Origin of the sequence: Marisediminitalea lipolytica, from assembly GCF_001758465.1 — a bacterium.
Lineage (GTDB): Bacteria > Pseudomonadota > Gammaproteobacteria > Enterobacterales > Alteromonadaceae > Alteromonas > Alteromonas lipolytica.
In genome coordinates this window covers 615,664-629,942 of sequence record NZ_MJIC01000010.1, presented here as the reverse complement: position 1 = coordinate 629,942, position 14,279 = coordinate 615,664, and the positions used below count along the sequence as shown (strand labels likewise).

Annotated in this window: 16 protein-coding genes and 1 tRNA gene; 4 read left to right on the top strand and 13 right to left on the bottom strand. The window is 47.5% G+C overall.

Translation table 11 applies throughout. The features are described from left to right. Positions 1-67 precede the first annotated feature (67 nt). Positions 68-610, top strand: coding sequence for an HNH endonuclease (locus BFC17_RS08300; protein WP_070175972.1), 543 nt, complete (start codon positions 68-70; stop codon positions 608-610). On the opposite strand, the gene BFC17_RS08295 is transcribed toward BFC17_RS08300, so the two are convergent. The 7 genes from BFC17_RS08295 to BFC17_RS08265 all read right to left on the bottom strand — a co-directional run bounded on the left by BFC17_RS08295 (position 607) and on the right by BFC17_RS08265 (position 7,876). Continuing rightward, positions 607-1,503 (bottom strand): mechanosensitive ion channel family protein, encoded by an 897-nt coding sequence (locus BFC17_RS08295; protein WP_070175971.1) that lies wholly within the window; start codon positions 1,501-1,503, stop codon positions 607-609. The two genes, BFC17_RS08300 and BFC17_RS08295, sit on opposite strands and share 4 nt — an antisense overlap. Before the next feature lie 123 nt (positions 1,504-1,626). After that, positions 1,627-2,874, bottom strand: coding sequence for a glutamate-5-semialdehyde dehydrogenase (locus BFC17_RS08290; protein WP_070175970.1), 1,248 nt, complete (start codon positions 2,872-2,874; stop codon positions 1,627-1,629). Next, entirely contained in the window at positions 2,871-3,980 is a 1,110-nt protein-coding gene (gene proB / locus BFC17_RS08285) for a glutamate 5-kinase (RefSeq protein WP_070175969.1), read from the bottom strand. Before proB ends, BFC17_RS08290 begins: the two co-directional genes overlap by 4 nt. Before the next feature lie 13 nt (positions 3,981-3,993). Then, positions 3,994-5,490 carry a sodium/proline symporter PutP gene (putP, locus tag BFC17_RS08280; RefSeq protein ID WP_070175968.1) on the bottom strand — a complete coding sequence of 499 codons (1,497 nt, stop codon included), beginning with the start codon at positions 5,488-5,490 and terminating at the stop codon, positions 3,994-3,996. Positions 5,491-5,835: 345 nt separating this feature from the next. Beyond that, positions 5,836-6,384: a hypothetical protein gene (locus tag BFC17_RS08275; RefSeq protein WP_070175967.1), complete on the bottom strand. Its 549-nt coding sequence runs from the start codon at positions 6,382-6,384 to the stop codon at positions 5,836-5,838. 248 nt (positions 6,385-6,632) lie between these two features. Further along, a complete protein-coding gene (locus BFC17_RS08270) occupies positions 6,633-7,319 on the bottom strand; it encodes an SDR family NAD(P)-dependent oxidoreductase (protein ID WP_070175966.1) in 687 nt (228 codons plus the stop codon). Further along, a complete protein-coding gene (locus BFC17_RS08265) occupies positions 7,316-7,876 on the bottom strand; it encodes a DUF2878 domain-containing protein (RefSeq protein ID WP_175439547.1) in 561 nt (186 codons plus the stop codon). The genes BFC17_RS08270 and BFC17_RS08265 overlap by 4 nt, the downstream gene beginning before the upstream one ends. A 97-nt stretch (positions 7,877-7,973) precedes the next feature. On the opposite strand from BFC17_RS08265, the gene BFC17_RS08260 reads away from it, so the two are divergent. The 3 genes from BFC17_RS08260 to BFC17_RS08250 all read left to right on the top strand — a co-directional run bounded on the left by BFC17_RS08260 (position 7,974) and on the right by BFC17_RS08250 (position 10,429). Next, positions 7,974-9,617: a diacylglycerol kinase family protein gene (locus tag BFC17_RS08260; protein ID WP_070175965.1), complete on the top strand. Its 1,644-nt coding sequence runs from the start codon at positions 7,974-7,976 to the stop codon at positions 9,615-9,617. A 172-nt stretch (positions 9,618-9,789) separates the two neighbouring features. Continuing rightward, a complete protein-coding gene (locus BFC17_RS08255; protein ID WP_070175964.1) occupies positions 9,790-10,224 on the top strand; it encodes a hemerythrin domain-containing protein in 435 nt (144 codons plus the stop codon). 10 nt (positions 10,225-10,234) lie between these two features. Then, entirely contained in the window at positions 10,235-10,429 is a 195-nt protein-coding gene (locus tag BFC17_RS08250) for a hypothetical protein (RefSeq protein WP_070175963.1), read from the top strand. On the opposite strand, the gene BFC17_RS08245 is transcribed toward BFC17_RS08250, so the two are convergent. The 6 genes from BFC17_RS08245 to folP form a co-directional block, all read right to left on the bottom strand. Then, the gene (locus tag BFC17_RS08245) at positions 10,424-10,609 is read right to left on the bottom strand and encodes a YqaE/Pmp3 family membrane protein (protein ID WP_070175962.1); all 186 of its coding nucleotides are present in this window, start codon (positions 10,607-10,609) and stop codon (positions 10,424-10,426) included. The genes BFC17_RS08250 and BFC17_RS08245 overlap by 6 nt on opposite strands. 120 nt (positions 10,610-10,729) lie before the next feature. Continuing rightward, positions 10,730-10,814, bottom strand: a tRNA-Leu gene (locus tag BFC17_RS08240). A gap of 18 nt (positions 10,815-10,832) precedes the next feature. Continuing rightward, complete coding sequence (gene secG, locus BFC17_RS08235; RefSeq protein ID WP_070175961.1) at positions 10,833-11,180, bottom strand: preprotein translocase subunit SecG; 348 nt, start codon at positions 11,178-11,180, stop codon at positions 10,833-10,835. Between the two features lie 12 nt (positions 11,181-11,192). Beyond that, positions 11,193-11,927, bottom strand: coding sequence for a triose-phosphate isomerase (gene tpiA, locus BFC17_RS08230; protein ID WP_070175960.1), 735 nt, complete (start codon positions 11,925-11,927; stop codon positions 11,193-11,195). 112 nt (positions 11,928-12,039) lie between these two features. Then, positions 12,040-13,383, bottom strand: coding sequence for a phosphoglucosamine mutase (gene glmM, locus BFC17_RS08225; protein ID WP_070175959.1), 1,344 nt, complete (start codon positions 13,381-13,383; stop codon positions 12,040-12,042). Between the two features lie 13 nt (positions 13,384-13,396). Then, the gene (gene folP / locus BFC17_RS08220; protein WP_070175958.1) at positions 13,397-14,218 is read right to left on the bottom strand and encodes a dihydropteroate synthase; all 822 of its coding nucleotides are present in this window, start codon (positions 14,216-14,218) and stop codon (positions 13,397-13,399) included. Between the last annotated feature and the right edge of the window lie 61 nt (positions 14,219-14,279).

Genomic DNA, 14,279 nt, shown 5'->3' with positions numbered 1-14,279 from the left:
ATCTGTCATACTGATTTATAACAGTACTGTAGTTAAAACATTACTTTTAACGGATTGAGAGACAGAAATGTTAATTCTTAGGCTCAATAAAGCAGGTGCTCCACAGGACTGGCTTGATGTGTATCAGGCTGCACGCTATTACGCCCAGAATAAAGTACTGTTTGAATTAGGTGCGCAACACCGCACACTTTATGGCGGCTGGAATCGTCACGGCGAGCAAAGCCAGCTGCGTATCAGTTCAATCATTGCCTGCGATGGCAAGGTCACTCAAAACGGCAAAATTGCCTTGTGTAACCGCTATTTATTTCGCCGCGACAACTACTTATGTTTATATTGTGGCGATCAGTTCCGCTCTGGCCAGTTAACCCGCGACCACATTATCCCCCGCTCTCGCGGCGGTAAAAACATCTGGCAAAATGTGGCGACTGCCTGTGTGCGCTGCAATCATCAAAAAGGCGCTCGCACACCGGAAGAAGCCAACATGCCGTTACTGGCAGTGCCTTTTGCGCCAAATCTGTATGAACGGTTTTATTTAATGAACCGGCGCATACTGGCTGACCAAATGGACTTTTTAAGCCATCATTTCAGCCAGCGCCGGGACTGGATTTAAGCGCGCTCTGCGCTAATTGGCGGTAATGCGCCTTTTTTCTGCTCTCTGCGAACTGCACTGAACCACAGATCTAACCAGTCAGAGCGAATTTTTTCTTCCAGCGATAAGGATTCATCGGAAGGACAAAACAAACCAATTTTAATGACAAACTTGGCAAAGTTATTGGTTTCGATGTCGATGACCGGATCGATACTGATAAACTCTGCATCAAGGTTACGTTCTATCCAGCTTTTATAACGCTCGGCTACGTCCCGGAAATGTCCGCAGTGTGCGATGGATTTTGCCCTGAACTCATCCAGTAATTGGTACGGATTAACCAGCGGCTCTAGGATGATAGAGAATTCGTGCAAACGATAGCGGCGCAAAAAGTTTAGGTTTTTAACGACCTGGATCATCAGTTGATTATTAGGTACATAAACATGCTTACCGGTATATCCATAATGTTCAGCGTCTACCTCAAGCAAGGTGGTTTTGGCCCAGTCCATTTCGACCACTTCGCCCACCTGTTCACCCAGCTGAACCCAATCTCCCACCCGAAAAGGACGGGTAGTCATGTAATAGATGAAGCCCATGAAACACTGGATCATCTCGCGGGTAGCAAACACTATTGCCACCATAAAGGCGGCGATAGACAGCGCCAGGTTTTGCACTTCGGTTGACCACAGCATGAGTAATAAAACCAGTAAAATGGCATTGCCCAGCTGGTCAATCAAATTGATGGAATGGCGGCGGTCGTCCCCCTTCTTTTTACCCTGACGGCGCAGTAGCCTGATTACGATGCGCTTAGCTGCCAGAAACAGCACAACCAGCGCCAGTGATGTCAGCAATTTATAAGACTGGGTGTAGGCTAAAAAAATTGCCCAATTCTTGTCGATAAAGTCAATTACCGCCATGCAATCATGCTCCTCCAATAAAAAAGTCCACCCTTAAGGTGGACTAATACATCTGATTGAAGGGTGGCAGGTTATACCAAAAAACTCAACCTTACCATGCCCTTCCGGGTCCGTCCGTCGCTGTTATTCGCGAATTTGGCCGTTACCGGTTACCACGTATTTTTCAGTGGTCAGCGACTCCAGTCCCATCGGACCATAAGCATGTAACTTAGTGGTCGCTATACCAATTTCAGCACCAAGGCCAAGCTGGCTACCATCATTAAAGCGTGAAGACGCATTAATCATTACCGCCGAGGCATCCACGGCACGCTGGAAGTGCTTTGCCGCATCCATATTCTGTGTACAAATCACCTCTGTATGGTGACTACCAAATTTATGAATGTGCGACAGTGCTTCGTCGTAGTCTTTAACTACGCGGATAGCGATTTCAAGGCCAAGGTACTCTTCGCCAAACTCGTCATCGCCAATCACATCGGCATTGTCGAAATAGCTGGCTGCCGCTTCGTTAGCATGCACCGTAACGCCTTTCTCCTGACACATTTTATTGACCCGAGGCAGAAAATCACCAGCAATTGCCTGATGCACTACCAAACCCTCCAGTGCGTTACACACGCCGGTACGTTGGGTTTTACCATTGATCAAAAGCTCCAGTGCCATGTCCAGATCAGCGTCTTTGTCGACATATAAGTGGCAAACACCTTTAAAGTGCTGAATTACCGGCACCTTACTGTTATCGGTGACATAACGGATAAGGCCTTCACCACCACGAGGAATAATCACGTCGATAGTATCAACCTGCTCCATCAGTTCTTGCATCAGGGCACGGTCCGGATCCGGGATCACGCTGATTAACGCTTCAGGTAAATCGTGCTCACGCAGTACCTGCTGCAATAAGCCGGCAATCGCCATGCTGGTTTGCAGGGCTTCTTTACCACCACGCAGAATTACGCCGTTACCCGATTTAAAACATAAAGCACCGGCATCAGCGGTTACGTTTGGACGGGCTTCGTAAATCATACAAACCACACCAAGGGGCACACGCATTTTGTTAATTTGCAGGCCGTTTGGACGTTCCATAATTGAACGTTCCTGCCCTACCGGATCGGCCAGTTCAATAATGGTTTCGATGCCTGCAGCCATATCTTCGATACGCGCAGGCGTAAGGGTCAGGCGGTCTAACATGGCATCATCCAGACCAGCTTGTTTACCCTCAGCAACTTCTTTGGTGTTAACCTTAACTATCTCGTCCTGGTTATCACGAATGGCAGCCGCCATGGCAGCCAGTACTTTATTTTTCGTTGCTTCATCTAAAATCGCTAACGTTTTGGCAGCGTTAGCAGTGTCGTTAGCAATTTGTGTAATTAAACTCATTTGTTCTCCAATACTGCAATGTGCTGTTCTGAAATAATCGGACCGGTCTTTTCTTCAAATTCGGTCGCAAACTTTTCATTGCCCTCATTAGCAATAAAATTCAGTAAACAGCTACTGTAATTTGATCTCGCTTTGGCCAGCTTTTTACCGTCTTCCCGACGGACCAGTATGGTATCACCCACCGAAAACTCGCCTTTCACATCAAGAATTTCGCTACTGGTTAACCCTTCTACCCCTTGATCCAAAGGTTCACTAAAGTCTTCTTTTATAACCACCTCACCCTGCGCATTCGAGGTATGTGTCATCCAGTGGATGTTTTCCTGCATCGGCTTTTCATCAGCCTGGAAATGCGTGCCCGGGTTTTTGCCTGCCAGCATCATGTTAAACGACAGCTCAGTAAAACCGTTGATGATAAAGGTGTCGATACCATGAGATACCGCTTTTTCAGCAGCTTCGACTTTCGTTCGCATACCGCCTGTGCCTACCCCATCTTCGGCTGCACCACCCGCCATGGCGTAGATTGATGCATCGATAGTATCTACCCATGACAGCAGTTTGGCGTCATCATGTTTATGCGGGTTTTTATCGTATAACCCGTCGACATCTGAACAGATAATCAGCGCATCGGCATCGGCTGCAGTGGCAACCATCGCTGACAGATTATCGTTATCGCCAACTTTAAGTTTGTCGGTCGTGACAGTATCGTTCTCGTTAACAATAGGCAGTATGTCGTGCTCAAGCAGACTATTTAACGTATCGCGAATACTCACATAGCGCTCACGATCACGTAAATCGGCATGGGTTAACAACATTTGCGCCGTGGCAAAGTCGAAGAGTTTATCCCACGTGGCCATCATCTCGGTCTGACCAGCGGCCGCCATGGCTTTCTTGACAGCGATATCTTTCTTGGTCAGCTCCGGGAAAAGATGCGCTCCCGCCGCGACTGAGCCAGAAGAAACCAGCACCACCTGAATGCCCTGCGCCCGACAACGAACGATAAATTGCGCAATACTTAATAAATAATGACTACTACATCCCTGTCGGCTAGGTGCAATTAACGCACTACCAACCTTAACTACAATGCGTTTCCAGTTTGAACGATTCATATATCCTTTCACCTTACGATAATTCTGCTAAAACTTTATTCGTTTCGATAAATTTCGCCTGCACCTTTGCGTGCGGCTCGTCACTGAAGATAATTACGCCCCAGATAGTCAGTGAGCTAATGATAAAGCCGGGGACAATCTCATATACAACACTACTTAGCGTTGCTCCGCCCTCCAGAACCGGTGCATATATCCAGAACAGGACAGTAATTGCACCACTTAAAATGCCTGCGAGAGCAGCTTTATGAGTTAAATTTTTCTTGTATAAACAAAACAGTACCAATGGACCAAAAGCGGCACCAAAACCTGCCCAGGCATTACTCACCAATGACAAAATACTGTTTGACGAATCCCATGCCAGCAGCAACGCAACCAAAGCCACGCCGGCAACGCCATAACGACCAATCGCTACTGTTTCTTCCTGTGTTGCCTCTTTATTGCTCACCACACGGTAGATATCTTCGGTCAGTGAACTGGCCGATACCAACAACTGTGACGAGATGGTACTCATGATGGCGGCGAGTATGGCTGCCATCAAAAAGCCACTGATTAACGGGTGAAACAAGATTTCCGAGAAAATAATGAAAATCGTTTCTGCGTCGTCAACCTGCAAACCAAACTGATTAGCGTAAGCAATACCAACAAACCCGGTACCCAGTGCGCCAATAATAGTCACCAGCATCCATGACATACCTATATTGCGAGCCGTTGCAATCGCTTTGACTGAGCGGATTGCCATAAATCTGACAATAATATGGGGCTGACCAAAATAGCCCAATCCCCACGCCAGACTGGATACCAAACCTACAGCAGTAAGCCCCTGCCATGACTCGGCCAGTGAAGGCACTGACTCAAAAGCGGCGCTGTTCATCTGCGCCAGACTGTCGAATTCGGTAAACGCAACAACAGGCACCAACACCAGTGCAACAAACATAATGCACCCCTGCACAAAGTCCGTCATGCTCACCGCCAGAAAGCCACCCAGTAAGGTATAAGACACCACAACGGCCAGTGTAATGATAAGGCCGGTTTGGTAACCCATATCAAATGCACTTTCAAACAACTTGCCACCTGCTACCAGGCCAGCGGAGGTGTAAAGTGTAAAAAACATCACGATAATCGCGGCAGACACCATTCGCACACTGGCGTCAGACTGTCCGAAACGTTTGGCAAAAAACTCAGGGATCGTTAATGAGTCATCAGCTACCTCGGTGTAAACCCGCAGCTTAGGCGCGACCAGATAATAGTTAGCCAGCGCTCCGACAACTAAACCAATGGCAATATACATGGCGTCAAACCCGGTCAGAAACATAGCGCCGGGTAAGCCCATTAGCATCCAGCCACTCATGTCTGATGCACCCGCAGAGAGTGCTGTTACATGAGGGCTGACCTGACGTCCACCCAGAATGTAGCCGGAAATATCACTGGTTGACTGCTTATAAGCAAAGAGTCCTATTCCCAGCATGACTGCGAAATAGATTGCCAACGAGATATAACTTTCTATCGCCATAAAAAATATTTGCCTTAGTGATTTCGGTTCACATCAATATTAATTAGTGCACTAATTATACGTGTATGAATTTTTATTTCAAGGTTGGTTTTTATGCTTAAGAAGACAAAATTGCGCTTTTCAGCGAGTTACAAACAAAAAACGGACTAAAAGCAGCGCTATAAGAATTATTAAACTCTTAAAGAGTAAAACATCTAATGCATTGTTAATAATGATTTTATTTTATAAGATGTCTGATTTTACGGTATTAAAATAAAAAACAGCCTCCGTTCTGGTGAGGCTGCTTTTTATATTTGAGATGTGACAATTTAATTACGACTCTAAATATTGGCAAAACAAATAAATTCAGGCCGCAAGAGTGGACTGATTGGTAGCTAACTGACGAAGGGTTGCCGCAAGACCTTCGCACCACGATTGAAAATCAATGGAGTCTGCCCCGGTGTGAGCGAGACCGAGCCACTGACACTGAGACACATGACACGCCATACTCACCTTAATGCCCAGTTCAATATTCGTATGACGTGCCTTGTCGGGAATGGTAAAAGCAGCAGCGATGCGACAGTCGCGTAAAAGCCCTTGTCCCGCATGGTTAAATATCATTTCGAAACGTTTGGCCAGAGGGCTGCTGTTATCAGGAGGAAGTTGGTACACTACCCCGCCCAAATTTTGAGTTTTGTCTGTTTGTTTCACTAAGTCAGTATGATTGAGCAACTGTATCTTTATGCCGGTTCGTCCCAGCACAGCACCCAACCGCTGCACACGCTCACGTATACTGGCGTTCCATTCATAAAGGACGACGCCTACGGTCAGAAAATCGGGTTCAACATTAAGTGATGAGGTCAGGTTTGGCTTACGCTCAGTAATTACCGCTGATGATTGCAAAGACTCGCTCACTACATACTCTCCTTTCACTATCAATTCGCCCTGTAAGCAAGACAACATGATAAAAGCGCCCTTATGGCATTTGCTAACTTATAACTTACAACAAGCAAGGCAGGGGCCAATCTTGACCAAAGGGAATTTCTATTTATTTTTAATGACTTACAAAAAAAGAGAGAGTTAGAGAAGTAACAAGGGCAAGCCAGACTGAGCATTCCTTCCCGCAAGTGTGAAAAAAATTCACACTGGCGGATTATATTGAGTTACCAACGAATCGGTTTACGTTGACGGAAAAACATGCCATTTGGACTATCGCTGTCCAGACTTGCCAGCCACAATGCGGTATCTGCGCCCTCTTCCGGAGTCAGCGGTGCACCTGGGCCTCCCATTCGGGAATGTACCCAACCCGGGCACATAGCGTTAACTTTTACATTAGCACCAACGGGAACTTCTGCTGCGGTTTTGACGGTTAAGGCATTGAGCGCGGCTTTGGTGACAGCGTAAGCTGGTGGGCCGGCCATTTTTTCATTGTAACTGCCATAACCGCTGGAAACATTAATGATGCGCCCATAGTTGTTTTTAAGCATGGCTGGTAACAACAACCTTGTCAGCGTCGCAGGCCCTTTTACGTGCACGTCAAAAGAACGTTGCCAGTCCTCTGCCGCAAGCTCCGTTACCGCCCCCTTATCCATTACACCAGCGTTATTAATTAGTATATCAATATCAGAGTATATCGCTGTAGCGCGAGTAATAGCGTCTTCAATGGCATCCTGACTGGCCAGATCCATTACCACAGGATGTGCATCACCGTTGAGTAACTGGCATGCCCGCTCAGCTTCGTCTTCATTTCTTCCCGCCACCAGAACTTTGTGGCCCAGTTTAAGCAAACCTTCGGCAATAGCGAAACCAATACCGCGGTTGCCTCCGGTTACCAAAGATACAGGAGTCATTGTATTTCCTTGCTGTCTCGTTCAGGTTTGCCCTGAATTATGTGAATTGATGTGGCTTCAACGTATTCGGTAAGTAAATAGATCAAAGGTGTCAGGAGCGCCCAGACTACAACCAGCAAACCAACCACCACAGACAGTTCCGGGCCAAAAGACACTGCACCCAGCTGCATACCAGCCACGTAACTGCTGGTGCCGCCAATGGCACCAAGACCAGCAGCTAACCCATAGTGCTTACGCAGGTACCCCAGGCTATGACGAAGGGTTGCGGCAAACGCAGCCCATAGCAACCCAAGCCAAAAAGGTACCGGTAATAATTGCCCGGCGTCGGAAAAAATATACACACCACTCAGGGTCAGCAAACTGTCGGTAAGCAAACCGGTAACGGCCACACACAACATTATCAGCAGCTCAGAAGCCCAGCCACGGACCAGCAACAGATGACAACACAACATTGCGGCGACCACCCACCAGTACTGATCCTGATACAAAATTAATAGCCACCAACACACCTGAAAACCAAGCAGGTTAAGCAGATTAATCACCATTTTATTTGTCATTGGGCTCCCGTCAGGCATAAATTTTGTATTTAACAGTGTATTAAACAGTTAATACGACAAAGTTATCTTGGGGTTCACACAGGAGCACAGATCAATAATGAAAATGGTTAAATATTACTTAATGGCCGGACTGCTATTGTGCGTACTCGCAGCAACATTGCCTTACTGGTGGCTCAACATTATTTTACTTTGGGGCGCAGCATCGCTCTTCGTGGTGTGTATTGCCTACTTATCCCATTACCCGGAACTGTTTCGTAAAAAGACAGATGGTCGGATACCGTGGTTTGCACGCTGGTTGTTTATTCCTTTTTTATTAGGTGCACAACTTTACAATTATTATGCTCGCAAAACCGACAAAGTCCCTAACATTCAAAAAATTGAAGACCAGCTCTATCTCGGAACGCGGTTGGTAAGTAAGGATGTCGAGCAGTTAAAGCACCAGGGAATTGATTGCATTCTCGATGTCACCGCTGAATTCGATAGTCTGGACTGGACCAGTTACCGCTACGATGTGGATTACCTGAATATTCCGGTGCTTGACCACACCAGCCCTACCACAGAACAGCTACACCTGGCTCTCAACTGGATAGACCAACACTTACGTGAAGATCGAAAAGTGCTGGTGCACTGCGCGCTGGGTCGAGGTCGCTCAGTACTGGTGATGGCGGCTTACTTGCTGGCAAGAAATAATACGCTGTCAATTGTTGACGTGATGAATAAAATTCAGTCTGTCAGAGCCACTGCAAGACTCAACAAAAGCCAGCTGAAAAGCCTGACTAAGGTAAAACAGCGTGGCCGACTGAAACTGCATACTCAGCTGGCACTGATTGCGAACCCAGTGGCTGGCGGAGGCAAGTGGGTACAGTATAAAGAAGAAATCCTGTCATACCTGAATAGTCAGTTCAGGGTCACTATTTACGAAACCACACCGGAGCAGGATGCAACCTGGCAGGCCCGGCAAGCGGTTTCAGCAGGTAACGAGGTGTTGATAGCCTGTGGTGGAGATGGCACGGTGACAGAGGTGGCCACCATTGCCCGTGAACATGAAAAGGTACTGGGCATTGTGCCACTGGGAACAGCCAACGCGTTAAGTCAGATTGTGTATGGGTTTCGCAGCAAGCTCGCGCCGATTACCCGAGCGTGTGAAGTCATTTGCGAGCAGCATTATACGCCGGTGGATACTGCCGAGTGTAACGGCCGCTTAATGCTGCTGGTTTCTGCCATTGGCTTTGAGTCACAAATGATTGAACATGCCGATCGGGATGAAAAAAACAACGGTGGGCAAATGGCTTACCTGGAAGGTTTATGGAAAGCGATGACCAACAATGAGACCCTTGCGCTGAAAGTAGCTATGGATGACGAAGAATTTGAGCTTGATACTCCGTCTTTCGTCATTGCCAATGCTGCCCCGCTAAGCACGGCTCTTGCTCAGGGTGGCGACATCCCCGATATGACAGACGGTAAACTGGACATCACCTGGCTGTCGCCATCAGAAGAGCATAAGCCATTACTGACAGTAGCAGAATTAGTCTTCAGCAACGCAGAGTCAAAAAAGATGTCCGGTAATATTCATCATCGTAAAGTGCAACAGATCAGCGTTGAATTTCCTGGCGAACAAACTTATGTGATCGACGGCGAAACCTATCGCGGTAAGTCGCTGAGCATTAGCTGCCAGCCGAAAAGTCTGAATATGCTGGCCGACACTACCCGCTTTAAAGAAAATATTCCCCTCACCGCTTAGTGTTTCTCAATTACAAAAGTAGCGTAATATTTACGCTACTTTTTCTTCAAAACCCCTCCACCATCAATAAACACCATATTTATCAGTAGGTTATTTAGGGAACAAAGATTGCAACTTGTAGTTTAAGCGTGATCGCTATCACGACCATGAACAACTTTGACAGGAGCAAACCATGACGATTTTTGAAGCACTACGCCAGGACCATGAAAAGCAGCGCTTATTACTGAAGATATTGGTACAAACCCATGGCGATACTGCCGCTCGCCGGGACTATTTCGAGGAACTCAAAGACGAGCTGTCGCGCCATGCCACCGCTGAAGAGCGCCATTTTTATTCACCGCTGATGGAATATGACGGTGCGGTAGAACTTTCCCGACACGGTATCGCGGAGCATCACGAGATAGATGAGCTACTTGAAAAACTGGATGATACTGATTGCAGCTCACCAGCCTGGTTACGTTATTTAAAGCAGCTTAAGGAGCAAGTCGAGCATCATCTGGATGACGAAGAGCAGGAATTTTTTCAGATTGGCGGCCGCCTGTTAAAAGAACAGCAAAAAAATGCCCTTGGCGCCGCCTATCAGGAAGAAATGGCAGAGCTCGCCTGAGGCTAAAATTATGAATCCGCTTAAACTGGCCATTTACGTTATGCTTGCGGTGCCGCTGATAATACAGTTTTTGCTGTTTATGTCGCCGCTGGCGCGCAATAGTTATGGGCCAATCATTATCGCTGCGCTATTGCTAAGCATTTGTGTGCTACTGGTTCTTACCCTTGGTAAGTTTGTCCGCAGTAATGGCCAGGATTCACTATGAGGGTACTGCGGGCGAGTTATGGGTGGTAAAGGTCAGGTAAACTGCATGCAGCATACCAGGCACGTAACCGACAATGGTAAGCAATATGTTTAACCAGAAAACGCCGCCAATACCCTTATTCAGGTAAACGGACAATGGTGGCAATAGCCCTGCTATAAGCAGTTTTACAAGAAGATTCATATTCTAACAACCAAATTAAAAAGCGCCTGGACACAGTATAGTTGCCTAATACCGGGTACAACAGTATCACTGTGGCTATAAACAAAAAAAGCCATCCGTAGCTGGATGGCTTTTTACATTTGGTGCGGAAAGCGGGACTTGAACCCGCACGGCCGAAGCCACCACCCCCTCAAGATGGCGTGTCTACCAATTCCACCACTTCCGCAAAACTTTCTCTACAACCTTAGTTAGGTGTATTGCCGCTGTTATCTTCAGCTGGCGCTGCTGGCACATCCGTATCTGCCGGCGCAGCAGAAACAGGCACTTCCAGATTTTCCCACTCATCAGGTGCTTTTTCACGCTGAGCAGTAAGACTACCTAATACCAGACTGATTACAAAAAACAGCGTGGCAAGAATACCAGTGGTACGGGTCATAAAATTACCTGAACCACTTGAACCAAATACCGTGTTGGAACCACCGGCACCAAACGAAGCGCCCATATCGGCACCTTTACCCTGCTGGATCAGCACAAAGCCAATCAGCAACAGCGCTACAATCAGGTATGCTACCAACAGCACTTGATAAATCATTTTGTTTCCTCGTTAGCCTGCCGCCTGGCAAACTTGTATAAACTCTTCTACTTTCAGGCTTGCTCCGCCAATCAGGCCACCGTCAATATCCGGTTGAGCAAATAACTCTTTAGCATTTGATGCCTTAACACTGCCGCCGTACAAAATTTGTAATGACTGCGCCAGTGACTGGCTGAATTCAGCTAAGTGTTCACGGATAAATGCGTGAACTTCCTGAGCCTGTTCAGGTGTTGCCGTAACGCCGGTACCTATAGCCCAAATTGGCTCGTAGGCCAGTACGGCCTTTTGCAGCTCTTCCGCCGTTAACACTGCGGTCAACGCATCCAGTTGCGCCGCTAAAAACGACTTAAGCTGCCCCGCTTCGCGGGTTTCCAGAGTTTCACCGACACAAATAATCGGAATTAAACCACTGGCAATGGCTTTTGCGGCTTTAACCGCAACCAGCTCGTTTGACTCACCGTGATCTTCACGGCGCTCTGAGTGACCAACAATGACATAATCACAACCCAGTTCCAGCAGCATTTGTGCTGAGATATCACCGGTGTGAGCACCGTTGTCCAGTTCACTCAGAGTCTGTGCGCCCAAAGCAAACCCAGGGGAAGAAAACTCTGCGAGATAACAGGCTGGCGGACATACCACAACCGATACGGTTGCTTCATCAACACCACTCATCAGCGTTGAAAACTCGTTAACCAATGAACGGCTACCGTTCATTTTCCAATTTCCGGCGACTATTGTTTTTCTCATCGTAGTATTCCCTACTGTGTTTGACTCGTCCCACCGTCAAAGCGGGCGTGATATTAACTATTCCATTACGATTATACAAGTAAAAAACCGCAAATTATTGAGTTAAAACAGACTAACTGGATACATTGCGAACAGCATCAGCAATTTTTTCTGCCCAGGTGGTCGATGCCAGCTCATCATCCGATTCCACCATAACCCGAATCAGTGGCTCGGTCCCACTTTTTCGCAGTAAGACACGACCCTGACGGCCCAGGGATTTTTCTGCTTCAGCTTTCGCGGTGAGTACTGCATCACTGGATAATGGATCGCTGTCGGCATTTTCAAAACGCACGTTGACCAGGGTCTGTGGGAACTTTTCAAATCCGCTGGCTAAATCATGCAAAGACATATTTGCCCGCAACATAGCAGAGATCACCTGCAGGCCTGCAATAATGCCATCACCGGTAGAGGCCAGGTTTAAATTCAGTACGTGGCCAGAATTCTCGCCGCCTATGGTCCAGTTCTTTTGTTGCAACAGTTCCATCACATAGCGGTCGCCTACTTTAGAACGTTCAAAAGGCACGCCCAGCTTACTCAGGGCAATTTCCAGGCCCAGATTACTCATTAAGGTGCCTACTACCCCACCATTAAGTCGTCCGGCTTTCAGCGCATCACGGGCAATAATGAATAGCACCTGATCGCCATCAATGACATTGCCCAAATGATCAACCATCATAATCCGGTCGCCATCGCCATCCAGTGCAAAGCCTAAATCTGCGCCATGTTCCAGCACTGCCTCTACCGTTGAGCGCATACTGGTTGCACCCACACCTTCATTGATATTCAGACCATTCGGCTTAGTACCAATTTCAATCACGTCAGCGCCAAGTTCGGCCAGCACGTTAGGTGCAATATGGTAGGTTGCGCCATGGGCACAATCGACCACCACTTTTAGCCCTTGCAGAGACAGTTCGGAAGGGAAAGTACCTTTACAGTATTCAATATAACGTCCAGCGGCATCGTTTATGCGCGAGGCTTTACCCAGTTTATTAGACGCTACACAGGTCATCGGCTGGTCCATCATCGCCTCAATGGCAATTTCGATGTCATCATCCAGTTTATAACCATCTGATGAAAAGAATTTAATCCCGTTATCGTAGTAAGGATTATGCGACGCACTGATCACAATCCCCGCTTCTGCACGAAAAGTTTTGGTCAGGTAAGCTATTGCTGGTGTGGGCATCGGGCCCAGTAAGCTACTGTTAATGCCTGCCGCAGACAAGCCGGCTTCCAGCGCCGCTTCCAGCATGTAGCCTGATATACGCGTGTCCTTACCGATAAGCACTTTATTGGTACCCTGGCCAGCTAACACCTTACCGGCAGCCCAACCTAATTTAATGACAAATTCCGGGTTAATGGCACTTTCGCCCACTTTGCCCCGAATACCGTCTGTACCAAAATATTTTCTCGCGCCCATAAAATTATCCTAATTATAATGTATTCATATAGCTGACCACTTTCACCACATCTGCCGTTTCCCCGACATCATGTACTCTTATTATTTGCGCGCCTTTCATCGCGGCAATGGTGGCTACAGCTAAACTTCCGGCCAAACGCTTTTCTACAGGCTGACCAGTCAGATTTCCAATCATTGATTTACGTGACATACCAACCAGTAAGGGCATATCAAACCGATGAAACCGCTCCAGTTCATGCAACAGCTGATAGTTGTGCGTTAGAGTTTTACCGAAGCCAAACCCAGGGTCAAGCAGGATTTTATCACGGCTAATTCCGGCTGCTTCACAGGCTGCGATTTGTTCGTTGAAGAACTGGTCTACCTCACCGAACAGGTTGGCATATTCTGGTGCAGCCTGCATGGTTCGTGGTTGTCCCTGCATGTGCATCAGGCATACCGGCGCGCCATATTCCGCCACCACTTCTTTACATCCTGGCTCTTGCAACGCTCTGACATCATTGATTAAATCGGCACCCACCGCGAGCGATTCGCGCATGACCTCGGCCTTACTGGTATCGACAGAAATAACCACATCCGATTGTGCACGCAGCGCAGCAACAACTGGCACGACCCGGGCGATCTCTTCCTCCAGACTAACATCGGGTGCACCTGGCCGGGTTGACTCGCCGCCAATATCAATAATGGTTGCTCCGGCCTGTTCCATCTCACGGGCTTGTTTTAAAGCGGCCTGTAACGTGTTGTGACGGCCACCATCAGAAAACGAGTCTGGCGTAACGTTTAAGATCCCCATCACCTGAGGTTGTGTTTTGGTTAAAGTAATCGATCGGATTTGCATAAGAATTTACATAGCAGAAAGTAAATACAAAAAAGCGCCGGAATGTCCGACGCTTCTCTCA